We start from the raw sequence: 13230 nt of genomic DNA, 5'->3' as shown, positions 1-13230 counted from the left end.
AGGCCGGGCGCGACACGCCGGGCGTGGCGCGAGGGGGCATGCCTGGGAGCGCCACGCGGGGGCGGCATGCCTGGTCCCGGGGCACCGGGGGGCGGCACGCCGGGGGCGGCCGTCCTACGCCGATGTGACCGCCGAGAGCTTGTGCACGTCGCGGGCCGTACCGGTGACGTCCGAGAGGAAGCCCTGGGCGCGGGGGGAGGCGGTCCGGGTGAGCCAGTCGGGGTCGATGTCGCAGACCGCCACCTTCACGTCCGTGCCGGCCAGGGCCAGCGGGAGGGTGTGGACGACGGTGGAGGGGAAGCTGAGGATCGTACGGCCGATGGGGCCCCGGCGGGCGATCAGTTCCAGGGGGAGGTCGGGGCGGACGATCTCCAGGCCGGTCTCCACGGCCAGGCGGTGCAGTTTCTCGGCGCTCTCGCGGCGGTGCGCGAAGTAGCGGGTGGCGTTGTGGGCGCGGGCCAGGGACATGACCGCCTCCAGGTAGCGGTCGGGGTCCACCACGCCGGTCTCCACGAGGGAGGTGCCGACCAGGTCCGCGCCCTTGGTGAGCCGGGGCGGGCCGAAGCGGGCGCGCGTCCAGGCGAAGTCGTTGGCCGTGACGGTGACGCCTTCGGGGGTCTCCTCGATCGGCATGGACGAGAAGACCTCGACGCTGCGGCGTTCACTCGGCGTGAGGCGGCGGCGCGCGGAGGCGGAAACCGGCGCGAAAAGCAGGTCGCGCGCGCCTGGCCGACCGCCGCGCCGGTGCCAGCGCACCAGGCGTTCGCCGCGGGCCAGCTGGGAGACGAACTCCATGGTCGCGGTGCCGTCGTCGACCACGACCAGTTCCCGGGCCCGGGTGATCGTCAGGAGCAGCTGTACGTAGCGCGAGAATGGGTCGCCCATCACGATCCGCCGCGCCCTGCGCAGTAACGGGGTGAGCCCCAGGACGGTGTGGAACGGCGCGGTGGTCCCACCCCGCGCCTCCTCCCAACGCACGTGGAACCCCTCACCCCGAGCCAGCTCCGCCATGCGCCGGAGCTGACCGCGGGTCATGGGGTCGTTGGGCGACAGCACGACGAGGGTGACCCCGTCCCCGGACCGCTCGGGAGGAAGGTTCCGCCCCCCGGCGGCGGGCAGCACCGGGTCGGTGGTCGGCCCCGGGCCGGCGGACGACGCAAGGTCGTCGGCGGGCGGCGCCGGGGCGGCCGACCCTGTCGGGTCGCCAGTCGGCGCCGGTTCGCCAGTCGACTCCGGTTCGCCAGTCGACTCCGGGGCGGCAGCCAGCGCCGCATCGACGGACGACGACGCGGCGGCATTCGGTGCCGTGGCGACGTCCGCAGTCGCGGCGGAGGCGGTGCCGGACCCTTCGGCGGACGGCCGGTCGGACGCCTCACCGATACCAGAGGCCTTCCCCGCACCACCACCACCAGCACCACCAGCACCACCAGCACCACCAGCACCAGACTGCCCCGCGCCGTTTGCCTCGCGAGCACCGGTCGCGTCGCCGCGACCAGCACCCGCCCCACCTACCGCGGCCTCACCGGCCCCAGCCGCCCCCAAGGTGGTCCCAGCGGTCCGGCCAGTGCCCCCGGTCCCACCGGTCCCACCGGTCCCACTGGTCCCACCGGTCCCATTGGTCGCAGCTGAAGCCGCGCCCCGCTGCGCGTGGGCGTGGGCCCACTCCAGGACGTTGAGGAGTTGGACCGGGCTCTCCACGAAGGCGAGCGTGTGGGGGGAGCCGGGGCGGGTACCGGCGCGAGGACTCATCGACGTAGGACCGTCGCTTCCTGGGTCGGAGCGTCAGACCGTGACCGGCTCGCCCGCGGCGGCGGCGATCTCCGCCTCGGCGACGACACCGGCGACGCGGCGCAGCTTCTTCATGGGGCCGAGCTCGGAGTCGTAGACCTTCTTGATGCCGTCACCGAGGGAGGCCTCGATGGTGCGGATGTCGCGGACCAGACGCGTCAGGCCCCCCGGCTCCACGGAGGCGGCCTGGTCGGAGCCCCACATGGCGCGGTCGAGGGTGATGTGGCGCTCGACGAAGGTGGCGCCGAGGGCGACGGCGGCGAGCGTGGTCTGCAGACCCGTCTCGTGGCCGGAGTAACCGATCGGCACGTTCGGGTACTCGGCCTGCAGCGTGTTGATCACACGCAGGTTCAGCTCCTCCGCCTTCGCCGGGTAGGTCGACGTGGCGTGGCACAGGAGGATGTTGTCGCTGCCCAGGACCTCGACCGCGTGGCGGATCTGCTTCGGGGTCGACATGCCGGTGGACAGGATGATCGTGCGGCCGGTGGCACGCAGTGCGCGCAGCAGCTCGTCGTCCGTGAGGGAGGCCGAGGCCACCTTGTGGGCGGGAACGTCGAACTTCTCCAGGAAGGCGACGGCCTCGGTGTCCCACGGGGAGGCGAACCAGTCGATGTTCTTGGTCTTGCAGTACTCGTCGATCTGACGGTACTCGTCCTCGCCGAACTCCACGCGGTGGCGGTAGTCGATGTAGGTCATCCGGCCCCAGGGGGTGTCGCGCTCGATGTCCCACTGGTCGCGCGGGGTGCAGATCTCCGGGGTGCGCTTCTGGAACTTCACCGCGTCGCAGCCGGCCTCGGCGGCCGCGTCGATCAGCTTGAAGGCGTTCTCGAGCTCGCCATTGTGGTTGATGCCGATCTCGCCGCAGACGTAGACGGGGTGACCGGGGCCGGCGGTGCGCGAACCGAAGCTACGGGTGCGGAAGCTGGAGCTCACAATGCTCATGACTGGGAATTTCCTTAACTGTCGAGGGAGTCGAGAGAAGGGCCGAGGATCCAGCCGGCGATCTCTCGGATCGCGCCGTCGCCGCCGGGGACGGTGGTGACCGCGCGTGCGGCGCCGCGCACGACGTCGTGGGCGCTCGCGACCGCCACGGGCCAGCCCACGAGGGCGAAGCACGGGAGGTCGTTCACGTCGTTGCCGACATAGAGCACGCGCTCCGGCGCGATGCCCTGCTCCTCGCACCACTGCTTGAGTGCGAGGTCCTTCCGGTCGATGCCGTGCAGGACCGGAATCCGCAGTTTCCGGGCGCGGGCGGCGACCACCGGGTTCTGTTCCGTGGACAGGATCAGCATCTTGAAGCGGCCGCTCCTGCGGAGGGCCGCGACACCGAGGCCGTCCCCGCGGTGCACGGAGACGAACTCCCGTCCTTCGGAGTCGATCAGCACCCTGTCGTCGGTCTGGGTGCCGTCGAAGTCGAGTACGACCGCGTCGATGTCGTCGGCGGTCGGCAGCGCACCGGGCCGGTTCGCGTCGAAGAGGGGCGCGAGTGCGCGGGCCCTGGAGAGGTCGTGCGGGTCGTCGATCTCCAGCACGCGCGCGGGGTCGGTGCGCACGAGTTCCGTGCGGCCGAAGAAGCGGTGCTGGTGCTCGCGGAAGCCCGCCGCGTTCATCGCGTAGGCGGCGCCGGTCTCCAGCAGGTCCTGCGGGCGGTCCTGGCGGCGCGGGCGGAACGACTTGTCGTGGTTGACGCCGTGTCCGCCCTCGTCGTCGGCGTCCCGCCAGACGAAACCGTGGAAGGGGGCCACCGTCACCGCCGTGTCCGCGCCGTTCTCGACGACGGCGGCGGCCACGCCCTCGATGTCCTCCCGGACGAGGAAGGGGCTGGTGCACTGTACGAGGAGCACCGCGTCGACGGGCGCGCCGTGCAGGGCCTCGTGGGTGTCCATCGCGTGCAGGACGGCCGCTTCGGAGGTGGCGGTGTCCCCGGCGATCGTCGCGGGACGCAGCACGACCTCCGCGCCGGCCTCGCGGGCGACGGCCGCGATGGCCTGGTCGTCGGTCGAGACGACGACGTCGGTGACGAGCCGGGTCGCCCGGCACTCGCGAACGGCGCGGGCCACCAGCGGAACGCCGCCGACGGGGGCCAGGTTCTTTGCGGGGACGCCCTTGGAGCCGCCGCGCGCGGGGATCACGGCGAGCACGCGGTGCACCCCCGCCGGTGAGTTGGACATGGGCTGTACTCCTTGACGTGGGTTGCTCACAGCTCCCCCATCCGCCGGATGACGGGCGCCACGCGCTGCACCCCGTGGCGGTAGGCGCCGCGGGCCGCCCGGCGGACGATCTGCCGTACCGGGCTCGGTTCCTTGTCGGAGGCGGGCGCTCCGGGCAGCGGGCTGCCGTCCGGGCCGAGGTGGTGGCGGGCGAGGATGCGGGGCAGGTAGCCGGGGGCGGTGACGGGTGTGTAGTACGGGGTCAGGGGCGGCAGTTCGGCGGCGGCCAGCAGACCGGCGATCCGTGCGCGGGCCGCGTCGAACGCGGTCTCGTACGATCCGTCGGCGGCGACGCCCTGCCGGGCCACCCACTCCGGGTCGGGCGTGGGCTGGTGACCGGCGTCGAGCTGGTCCCAGGAGGCCAGGCAGCCGGAGCCGACGAAGTGGTGGTTGCCGAGGGCCTCGCGGACGCCGAGGTCGGTGAGGACGACCGTCGGGACACGGCGATGCAGGGACTCCAGGGCGGCCGTGGAGCTGACCGTGACCAGCAGGTCGGTGCGGTCGAGGACCTCGCCCATGTGCCCGTAGACCAGGCGGAAGTTGGCCGGCAGGTCCAGCCGCTGGGCCAGCTTCTGGTAGGGCAACTCCTCGATGTGCGTGGTGTGTTCGCCCGGCTTGGAGCGCAGCTTCAGCAGTACCTCGCGGTCCGGGTGCAGCCGGGCGTGCTGCACCAGCCGGTTCAGCAGGTACGTGCGGTCCGCGCGGCCGTCCGGGACGGAGGGCTGCGCGGCGAAGACGACGGTGTAGGGGTCGTGCTTCTCGTACGGCGTGCCGCCGAGGAACGGCAGGGCCACCTCCGTGACCGAGGAGGCGTCCGCGCCCACTCCCTCGTACACCGCGCGGAAACGGTCCGCGTCCTGGCGGGAGTTGGCGAGCACCAGGTCCGCGCCGTGCCGCAGCAGCAGTCCGTCGGCGAGCTTCTCGTAGACGACGCCGACGTAGCCGGTGACGACCACGGGCCGCCGGGCACGCCCCTGCCACACCCGGGCGAGGCCGTGCAGCATCGCCTGGACGCCGCCGCCGACCAGGGCGAGGACGACGACGTCGTAGTCGCTGTCCTCGCGGCCCATCGTCCGCAGGAACTCGACCGCGGTCACCTCGCGCAGGGAGTCCGCGCGGACGCCGACCTCCTGCAACTGCCGTGCGGTGGGGGTGGCCCGGCCGCGCAGCAGGAAGCCGTCGAGCCGGATGTCCGCTTCGGCCGATTCGGCGGCTTCAGCGGATTCGGCGGCTTCAGCGGATTCGGCGGCTTCGGTGGCTTCGGCGGATTCGTGGTTTTCGGCGGAGACGATGCGCTTCGCGGTGAGCGAGCCCCATTTCCACCGGGTGTCGGAATCCGCGAGAACCGCAACCCGCGGGGACTTCGAGGTACTTGGCACGTCGTCGACGCTAGGAAGCGATTCCGAGGATCCGCCCAACCCGAATACAACAAACGGTTAACAGCACGTCGACGAATGGCGAATCAGGCCGGGATCGACCCGAAAAAAAGCCTGGTTCACCATTCCGCCACGCGTCGTTCACCTTCCATCTCACCACCGGTCAAGACGAATGCCGGGCCGCCGCCTAACGTCACAGGCGTGGTCAAGCTCTCCGTCATCGTGCCGTTCTACAACGTGCAGCAATACGCGCCCGACACCCTGAAGAGCCTCCGCGCCAACGCGCGCGAGGACTTCGAATTCATTCTCGTCGACGACTGCTCGCGCGACGAGACCCCGGGCATCCTCGCGCGCGCCGAGCGCGAGCTCCCGGGCGCGGTGTATGTCAGACACGACAAGAACGGGGGGCTGGCGACCGCACGCAACACCGGGATCGACAAGGCACGCGGCGAGTACCTCACGTTCCTGGACGGGGACGACTGGCTCGCCCCCGGCTACTACCCCCAACTCCTCTCCGCCATCGAGGAGTTGGGGTGTGATTTCGTACGCACCGACCATGTGCAGTGCACCGCGCGGGCCCGCTCGGTGCACCGGGTTCCGCACGGCCGGCGCGGTGTCGTGATGCGCCCGCGCGATGTGATCCTGCCCGCCGACCGCTCCACCTCCGTGGACTACGCCTATGCCTGGGCCGGCATCTACCACCGCCGGCTGGTCGACCGGGGCCTGCTGCACTTCACCGACGGGCTGCGCACCGCGGAGGACCGGCCCTGGATCTGGAAGCTGCACCGGGAGGCCGATTCCTTCGGTGTGGTGGGGTTGTTGGGCGTCTTTTACCGGCGCGGGGTAGCGTCTTCCCTGACACAGATCGGCGATGTGCGGCAGCTCGATTTCATTCGGGCATTCGACCAGGTCGTACAGGAAACCGCCGAGGACCCGGAGGCGGACAAACTCCTCCCGAAGGCCGTACGGACATATTGTGCGATCATTTCCCATCATCTGGGAACCATCGAAAGGTTCGAACCGCCCGTGGCGCGGAAACTGAAGTCCATGAGTGCCGTCGCGCTGCGGCGCATGCCGCAGGACGTGCTCGACGACGCGCTCGACTCGATGGACGTCCAGCGTGCGACGCGGCTGCGCCGGCTGCGGCGCCGTCCCGGGGGCGCGGGAGTGGCCGCGTGACGACGCAGATCTTCCTGGCCTCGACGCTCTACGGTGCCGCGACCCTGGCGGCCGCCCTGGACGCCAAGTGCTTCGCCCCGGCGGACCGGCGCATCCTCCTCGTGTGCAACAACTCCGCCACGCCGGAGACCACGCCCGCCATCGACGAGATGCCGGGCTTCGAGCGGTTGCGGGGCCGCTTCGACGACGTGCTGTCCTGGAACGCGACCATCTCCCCCTTCCACCCCGGCGGTTGGACCCCGCGCCCGGACGACGTCCCACTGTGGGAACGGTATCTGCGGCTCTCCTGGAACCTCGGCGACGACCCCGTCGAGCTGGTCGTGGAGTCGATCCAGGTGAACCCGGCTCTCGGGGTGTGCCAGATCTTCAACGGGGCCCCCGTCACCGTCTACGCCGACGGCCTGATGAGCTACGGCCCCACCCGCAACAAGATCGACCCGCTGGTCGGAACCCGCATCGACCGCCTGCTGCACCTGGATCTGGTGCCGGGCCTGACACCCCTGCTGCTCACCGAGTTCGGCGTGGCGCCGGAGATCGTGCCGACGGACGCCTTCACCAAGGTGCTCGCGGAACTCGTCGACACGGGTGCGGAGACGGCTGAGTCGGCCGAGTTGGCCGAGTTGGCCGACATCGCCGAACCGGCGCTCCTGCTCGGCCAGTACCTGTCCGCACTCGGCATCATCACCGCCGAGGAGGAGGAGGACCTCCACGTCAGGATGTTGCGGGGCGCGGTGCAACTCGGCCATACCCGTGTGGTGTTCAAGCCGCACCCCTCGGCGCCGGCCCGCTGGTCGCGCGCCCTGGAGAAGGAGGCCGTCAAGCTCGGCGCCGACCTCACCGTCCTCGACACCCCGGTCCTCGCCGAGGTGCTCTACCAGCGGATGCGGCCCGCGCTGGTGGTCGGCTGCTTCTCCACCGCTCTGCTCACCGCGTCCGCGTTCTACGGTCTCCCGGTCGCCCGCATCGGCACCGAGACACTCCTGGAGCGCCTCACCCCCTACGAGAACAGCAACCGCATCCCCGTCACCGTCGTGGACGCCATGCTGCCCCTGCTGACCGACCGTGCGGCGGTCGAGGAACAGCGGCCGGGCCTGACCGTGGCGGACCTCAACGAGTTGGTGCGGACCGTCGGTTACGCGATGCAGTCCAAGATCTACCCCGATCTGCGACCGACCGCCGAGCGGTATCTGTCGCGCAGTCTCACCACCCACACCTGGCGCTACTTCAAGCGCCGCCGACTGACCTCGCTGGCGCTGCCCGGCGCGGTCCCGGCGCAGCTGGCGTTCATTCCGCGGAACGCGGCCGTACGCCGAGTCGCGCGCCGCGCACGCTCATTGAAGAGGGCCACCATCGGATGAACGCACCTGTGCAGGCACCGCCGCCGGACTCCACCCCGGCGGCGGACGGCACCGCGACGCAGAAGCACGACATAACGGCGCGGAAACACGACATCACGGCGCAGAAGCACGACCCCGGGGCGCGGGAAGCGGCGCCGGCCGGCGAGGGGACGGCCGGCGCTCCGCCCCGCCTGGTGCCCCGGGCGCACGCACCCCGGCTGCGTGCGCTCGACGGTTTGCGGCTGGTCGCCGCACTGATGGTCGCGGCCTACCACTACGGGGGCCGCGGCGGCGAGATCTCCGAGGCCTGGGGCACCTCACCGAAGACGCAGTTCCCCACGCTGCACGAGTGGTTCGCGTACGGCCCGCTGGGTGTGCAGATCTTCTTCGTGATCAGCGGCTTCGTGATCTGCATGAGCGGCTGGGGGCGCCCCCTGCGCTCGTTCTTCGCCTCGCGCGTCTCCCGGCTCATGCCCGCGTACTGGGTGGCGGTCATCCTCGTGACGGCCGTGTTCGCCCTGCCCGCGGTGACGTACGCGGCCGTCTCGCCGAGCGAGGCGCTGGTCAACATGACCATGCTCCAGGAACCACTGGGCTCGCACCGGGTCCTCGGCGTGGACTGGACGCTCTGGGTGGAGCTGCGTTTCTACGCTTTGTTCGCCCTGTTCATCGTGTTGCCAGGGGCGAACCGGCAGCGCATCATCCTGTTCTGCGCGTGCTGGACGCTGGCCGCGACGATCGCCCAGGGCGCGCGGATGCCCGTGCTCGACCTGGTGCTGATGCCCGAGTACGCGCCGTACTTCATCGGTGGCATCGGCCTGTACCTGGTGCACCGCGACCGGCGTGACGTGTACGCCTGGGGCATCGTGGTGGTGAGCTGGCTGATCGGCCAGTACAACGCCGTGGACCGGCTGTGGCACGCGCCCAACCCGGAGTTCTTCTCCTACCGTTCGTCGCTCGGGATCATGGTCGTCGTCACCTTCGGCTTCGTTGCCGTCGCCGCGATCGCGCTCGGCTGGCTGAACTGGGCGAACTGGCGCTGGCTGACCGTCGCGGGCGCGCTGACGTACCCCTTCTACCTGGTGCACGAGCACCTCGGCTGGGTCGTCATCAAGCTGTACCACCAGACCTGGAACATCCCGTCCTACGCGACCCTCGGTCTGACGGTCCTGACGATGCTGGTCCTGGCCTGGCTGCTCAACAAGCTGGTGGAGGAGCCGCTGACTCCGCGGATCCGCAAGGCGCTGACGCAGCGCCGCGGTTGACCCACCACGGTTTACCCACGGCAGTCGGCGCACCACGGTTGGGGTGCGGCAGTTGACCCACCCGGGGGTTGGCCCATGGCAGTCGGCGCACCGCGGTTGGGGTGCGTCGGGTCATTCGTCCCGCCGCACCCCGTGCAGGATCTCGCCGAGAATGTCGTCGGCCTCGCCCACGAGGTCGGCGATCTCCTCTATGCGGCGGGCGAGTTCGCGGCGGGCGGCGGGGTCGGTGACGAAGTCGGTCAGCTCGCGGTGCTGGTTCTCCCCGGTCATCCCCCGCTCCCCCGCATCGTCGCCTCGATGCCCGCGATGACCGCCGCCAGGCCCTCCTCGAAACCGCGGTCGTGGTCCTGGAAGATCTCCCAGCCGGCCTCGGCGGCGAGCGGGTACTCCGCGAGGCGGTCGGCGCGGGCCGCCAGGTCGTAGCCCTCCTCACCGCTGCGCGGATCGGGGCCCATGGCCTGCTCCTCGATGACGTAGCCGATCGTGTAGCTGTACGCGATGTGCCCGGCGCGGGCCGCCTGCGCCGGGGTGAAACCCGCCGCCATGAGCGGCCGCAGCCGCTGTTCCATCGGCGCGGCGTACGAGGTGTCCGTGAAGTGCGTTCCGCTGTACACCTTGGCGCCGTCGCGGTAGCGCAGCAGATGCTCGCGCAGTCCGCGCATGGACGCGGCGAGCGCCTCGCGCCAGTCGTCCGGCGGCGGGTGCGACGCATAGTGCGCCACGTAGTCGGCCGTCATCCGCCGCATCATCTCCGTCGCCATCTCGTCCAGCAGCGCCTGTTTGTCCTTGAAGTGCCAGTACAGGGCGGGCGCCTTGACGTCCAGCTCCCTGGCGATGGCACGCAGCGTCAGCCCTTCCAGGCCGACCTCGTTCAGGAGTCCCAGGGCCGTGTCCGCGACCCGTTTGCGGTCCAGCCTGGGCGTCTTGCGTTCCGTACTCACGGCGCCAACCTATCGGGCCGCCGAACTTTCCCGATTGACAGCTTAACAACGTTAAGGGCATGCTCTCCCTATGGAATTTAACACTGTTAAGGAAACGGATGTGCTCATCGTGGGTGCGGGCCCCACCGGGCTCGTCCTCGCCTGCGATCTGGCCCGGCGTGGCGTGCGCTGCCTCCTTGTCGAGCGGGCCGGCCGCCTCTTCCCCGGTTCACGCGGCAAGGGCATCCAGCCGCGGACCATGGAGGTCTTCGACGATCTGGGCGTGCTGGACGCGATCCGCGCCCACGGCGGCTCCTACCAGGTGGGGGTCATCTGGCAGAACGGCGAACGGCGGGGCGAGCACCGGATGTTCGACGAGGTGCCCCCGACCGAGGCGGCTCCCTACGCCGGACCGTGGATGGTCCCCCAGTGGCGCACCCAGGAGATCCTCCACGAGAGGCTGCGCACCCTGGGCGGAGGTGTCGCGTTCGGGCGGGAACTCACCGGGCTCACGCAGGACGCGGAAGCGGTGACCGCGACCTTCACCACCGGCGCCCCCGTACGGGCCCGGTACGCCGTGGCCGCCGACGGCGGACGCTCGACCGTACGGCGGCTGCTCGGCATCGGGATGACCGGGGAGACGGTGGACCCGAACCCGACGCTCGTGGCGGACGTCCGCGTCACCGGCCTCGATCGCGAGAACCTGCATGTCTTCCCGCCCGCCGACGGTGCGGGCTTCCTGGTGCTCTGGCCGCTCGCCGGCGTCGAGGACTTCCAGCTGGTGGCGAACTTCGAGGACGGGACAGCCGTGCCCGACCTCTCACTGGAGGGCATCCGCAAGCTGGTCGCCACGCGCACCCACCTCCCGGCCGACGCCGTGACGGAGGTCCGCTGGGCCTCCGACTTCCGGCCGCGCGCCGCGATGGCGGACCGCTTCCGGGCGGGCCGGGTCTTCCTCTCGGGCGACGCCGCCCACGTCCACTCCCCGGCCGGCGGTCAGGGCCTCAACACCAGCGTCCAGGACGCGTACAACCTGGGCTGGAAGCTGGCCGCGGTACTTCGCGAGGGGGCGGCGGAGGCGCTGCTGGACTCGTACGAGGAGGAGCGGCTGCCCGTCGCGGCCGAGGCGCTCGGGCTGTCCACGAAGGTGCACCGCGGGCAGGTCCGGCGCGGCGAGGCGACCGGGCAACTGCGGCTGGGCTACCGGGGCTCGTCACTGGCCGTGGAGACCCGCACCGGGTTGCCGGAGGATGCGTTGCACGCGGGCGACCGGGCCCCGGACGGGCGGCGCGGTGGCTTGCGCCTCTTCGATGCCTTCCGGGGGCCGCACTGGACGTTGCTGGCGGTGGGTACGGAGGCGGAGCTGCCCGCACCGGCTCCGGAGCGCGTGCATGTCGTCCGCATCCCGCCGTACGAGGCGTACGGCGCCGGGGTGTTCCTCGTCCGGCCGGACGGTTACGTGGGCTGGGCGGGGGCGACGGCGGACGGGCTGACCGGTTACACAGCCCGGGTGATCGGCGCCCCAGGCTCTCGCGTGTCCCCCTGAATCCGGCTCAGGACCGACCCATCGCGGCGGACCGCCAGCCGCCGAGCCGCTCCGGCACGCAGGCGCTCAGGCCCCGGCGAGCGACAGCTTCACCGCGAACCCGAGGAAGAGCACCCCGACGGCCGAGGTGGCCCCCGCGGACAGCCGCCTGCGCCTGCGGAAGGCCGCGGCCAGCCGGGTTCCGCTGAATATCAGAGCGGTGAGGTAGAGGACGCTGGCGATCTGGGCGAGGACGCCCAGGACGACGAAGGACAGTGCCGGGTACGCGTAGTCGGGGTCGACGAACTGCACGAAGAAGGCGACGAAGAACAGGATCGCCTTGGGGTTGAGCAGGCTGACGACGAAGGCCCGACGGAAGGGCCGTTCCTCCCCCGCCACGGCCTGCGTCCCCGACTCCTCGGTCCGCTCCCGCCGGGTCCGCCACATGCCCCACGCGGCCCGCAGCATCCCGACCGCGAGCCAGCTCAGATACCCGGCGCCCGCGTACTTGACGACCCCGAACAGCACGGCGTTGGTCTGGAGCAGCGAGGCGACCCCGGCCGCGGACAGGGTCATCAGGACGGTGTCACCGCACCAGACCCCGGCCGCGGCGGTGTACCCGCTGCGGACGCCTCGGCGGGCGGCGACGGAGAGCACGTAGAGGGAGTTCGGGCCGGGGAGCAGGACGATCAGGATCAGTCCGGCGAGATACGTGGGCAGATCGATGACACCGAGCATGAGGCGGAGTGTCGCACGGGGGTGTGACACTCCGCCTTCGGGTTTCGGAGGGTGGGACGGTCAGTCGTCGCCGTCGAGGAGGCGGTCGACCGAGAGTTCCAGGGCGACACCGACACAGCTGGGCAACGGGAACGTGGCTCCGCGCTTGTAGGGCGTGATGCGCTGGTACTTGGCGCCCTCCGGCTCGGTGTGAACGAGAACCTCGTCGTGATTGCGGTCCACGACGACGTACGCCGGGATACCTGAGAGCGCGTAGCACTCGGCCTTGGTGATCCTGTCGTCCGACCAGTTGCTGGAGGTCACCTCCAGCACGAGCCGGAAGATGTTCGCTGCGTAGCAGTTCTTCCGAACATCGGCGTCCATGAAGTCGGCGTCGACGACCGCGAAGTCCGGAATCGCGTAGTCATCCGGTCCGGAAGACAACCACAGGCCGATTGCCTGCCCATACCTGACACCCGCTTGCCGTGCCCTCGCGTCATGGAACTCGCCCATGAGCCAAGTCAGCGACAAAACGTGTGCACCATCAGCCGGCGGCGTCACGATCATGCTCCCCATGAGGATCTCCACGCGGTGCCCGGGCAGCCAGCTGGAGACACGATCTGCGGCTTCAGCGATCGTCATCTCGTCCTGCATCACAGCCACGGCATCCTCCTTCTAGGAGCACTCTCCACGAGCGTATCCGGCGACGTGCCCTTTCCGCCCCCGATCACCCTTACGGGCTAACTGCCCGATCAGAACGCATCCGAGGGCACATAAGTCCCCCAAACCTCCCGTAGCGCGTTGCACACCTCGCCCACGGTCGCCCGCGCCCGCAGGGCGTCCTTCATCGGGTAGAGGACGTTGTCGGTGCCCTCCGCCGCCTTCTTCAGGTCCGCCAGCGCCGCGTCCACCG

At 70.7% G+C, this 13230-nt stretch carries 13 protein-coding genes; 4 read left to right on the top strand and 9 right to left on the bottom strand.

The annotated features are described in order from the left end of the window. Positions 1 to 114 precede the first annotated feature (114 nt). The 4 genes from EF387_RS45800 to EF387_RS45780 form a co-directional block, all read right to left on the bottom strand. On the bottom strand, positions 115 to 1122 hold the full coding sequence (locus EF387_RS45800; protein ID WP_238432093.1) for a hypothetical protein: 1008 nt from the start codon (positions 1120 to 1122) through the stop codon (positions 115 to 117). Between the two features lie 660 nt (positions 1123 to 1782). Then, positions 1783 to 2730, bottom strand: a complete 948-nt coding sequence (locus EF387_RS45790; protein WP_420802712.1) for an N-acetylneuraminate synthase family protein — start codon at positions 2728 to 2730, stop codon at positions 1783 to 1785. 14 nt (positions 2731 to 2744) lie between these two features. Further along, positions 2745 to 3959 carry an acylneuraminate cytidylyltransferase gene (locus EF387_RS45785; protein ID WP_128382494.1) on the bottom strand — a complete coding sequence of 405 codons (1215 nt, stop codon included), beginning with the start codon at positions 3957 to 3959 and terminating at the stop codon, positions 2745 to 2747. 26 nt (positions 3960 to 3985) lie between these two features. Beyond that, positions 3986 to 5377, bottom strand: a complete 1392-nt coding sequence (locus EF387_RS45780) for a DUF6716 putative glycosyltransferase (RefSeq protein ID WP_128382493.1) — start codon at positions 5375 to 5377, stop codon at positions 3986 to 3988. Positions 5378 to 5575: 198 nt separating this feature from the next. On the opposite strand from EF387_RS45780, the gene EF387_RS45775 reads away from it, so the two are divergent. Genes EF387_RS45775 through EF387_RS45765 form a run of 3 tightly spaced genes read left to right on the top strand, consistent with a single transcriptional unit; the run spans position 5576 to position 9155 of the window. Further along, positions 5576 to 6553 carry a glycosyltransferase family 2 protein gene (locus EF387_RS45775; protein ID WP_128382492.1) on the top strand — a complete coding sequence of 326 codons (978 nt, stop codon included), beginning with the start codon at positions 5576 to 5578 and terminating at the stop codon, positions 6551 to 6553. Continuing rightward, entirely contained in the window at positions 6550 to 7911 is a 1362-nt protein-coding gene (locus EF387_RS45770; RefSeq protein WP_128382491.1) for a polysialyltransferase family glycosyltransferase, read from the top strand. The genes EF387_RS45775 and EF387_RS45770 overlap by 4 nt, the downstream gene beginning before the upstream one ends. Beyond that, positions 7908 to 9155: an acyltransferase family protein gene (locus EF387_RS45765; protein WP_128382490.1), complete on the top strand. Its 1248-nt coding sequence runs from the start codon at positions 7908 to 7910 to the stop codon at positions 9153 to 9155. The genes EF387_RS45770 and EF387_RS45765 overlap by 4 nt, the downstream gene beginning before the upstream one ends. 111 nt (positions 9156 to 9266) lie before the next feature. On the opposite strand, the gene EF387_RS47000 is transcribed toward EF387_RS45765, so the two are convergent. Together EF387_RS47000 and EF387_RS45760 are read right to left on the bottom strand one after the other, a co-directional pair. Further along, positions 9267 to 9425, bottom strand: coding sequence for a hypothetical protein (locus EF387_RS47000; RefSeq protein WP_155589850.1), 159 nt, complete (start codon positions 9423 to 9425; stop codon positions 9267 to 9269). Beyond that, the gene (locus EF387_RS45760) at positions 9422 to 10096 is read right to left on the bottom strand and encodes a TetR/AcrR family transcriptional regulator C-terminal domain-containing protein (protein WP_128382489.1); all 675 of its coding nucleotides are present in this window, start codon (positions 10094 to 10096) and stop codon (positions 9422 to 9424) included. The genes EF387_RS47000 and EF387_RS45760 overlap by 4 nt, the downstream gene beginning before the upstream one ends. Before the next feature lie 70 nt (positions 10097 to 10166). Between EF387_RS45760 and EF387_RS45755 the strand changes: the two genes are divergently transcribed. Continuing rightward, complete coding sequence (locus EF387_RS45755; RefSeq protein ID WP_128382488.1) at positions 10167 to 11621, top strand: FAD-dependent oxidoreductase; 1455 nt, start codon at positions 10167 to 10169, stop codon at positions 11619 to 11621. A 66-nt stretch (positions 11622 to 11687) separates the two neighbouring features. Here the strand turns inward: EF387_RS45755 and leuE are convergent, their stop codons facing one another. From leuE to EF387_RS45740, 3 genes are all read right to left on the bottom strand, one after another. Beyond that, the gene (gene leuE, locus EF387_RS45750; RefSeq protein ID WP_128382487.1) at positions 11688 to 12338 is read right to left on the bottom strand and encodes a leucine efflux protein LeuE; all 651 of its coding nucleotides are present in this window, start codon (positions 12336 to 12338) and stop codon (positions 11688 to 11690) included. Between the two features lie 60 nt (positions 12339 to 12398). Next, complete coding sequence (locus EF387_RS45745) at positions 12399 to 12971, bottom strand: Uma2 family endonuclease (protein ID WP_128382495.1); 573 nt, start codon at positions 12969 to 12971, stop codon at positions 12399 to 12401. A 98-nt stretch (positions 12972 to 13069) separates the two neighbouring features. Then, positions 13070 to 13230 (bottom strand): methylmalonyl-CoA mutase family protein (locus tag EF387_RS45740; RefSeq protein ID WP_155589849.1); only part of this gene is annotated, 161 nt, incomplete at its 5' end.

Source organism: Streptomyces cavernae, from assembly GCF_004023625.1.
Classification (GTDB): domain Bacteria; phylum Actinomycetota; class Actinomycetes; order Streptomycetales; family Streptomycetaceae; genus Streptomyces; species Streptomyces cavernae.
This window is presented reverse-complemented; position numbering and strand designations above follow the sequence as displayed.

Coding starts and splice junctions, on each gene's coding strand:
- EF387_RS45765 (WP_128382490.1), top strand. CDS start 7,908: ATGAACGCACCTGTGCAGGCACCGCCGCCGGACTCCACCCCGGCGGCG.
- EF387_RS45785 (WP_128382494.1), bottom strand. CDS start 3,959: ATGTCCAACTCACCGGCGGGGGTGCACCGCGTGCTCGCCGTGATCCCC.
- EF387_RS47000 (WP_155589850.1), bottom strand. CDS start 9,425: ATGACCGGGGAGAACCAGCACCGCGAGCTGACCGACTTCGTCACCGAC.
- EF387_RS45755 (WP_128382488.1), top strand. CDS start 10,167: ATGGAATTTAACACTGTTAAGGAAACGGATGTGCTCATCGTGGGTGCG.
- EF387_RS45745 (WP_128382495.1), bottom strand. CDS start 12,971: ATGCAGGACGAGATGACGATCGCTGAAGCCGCAGATCGTGTCTCCAGC.
- EF387_RS45790 (WP_420802712.1), bottom strand. CDS start 2,730: ATGAGCATTGTGAGCTCCAGCTTCCGCACCCGTAGCTTCGGTTCGCGC.
- leuE (WP_128382487.1), bottom strand. CDS start 12,338: ATGCTCGGTGTCATCGATCTGCCCACGTATCTCGCCGGACTGATCCTG.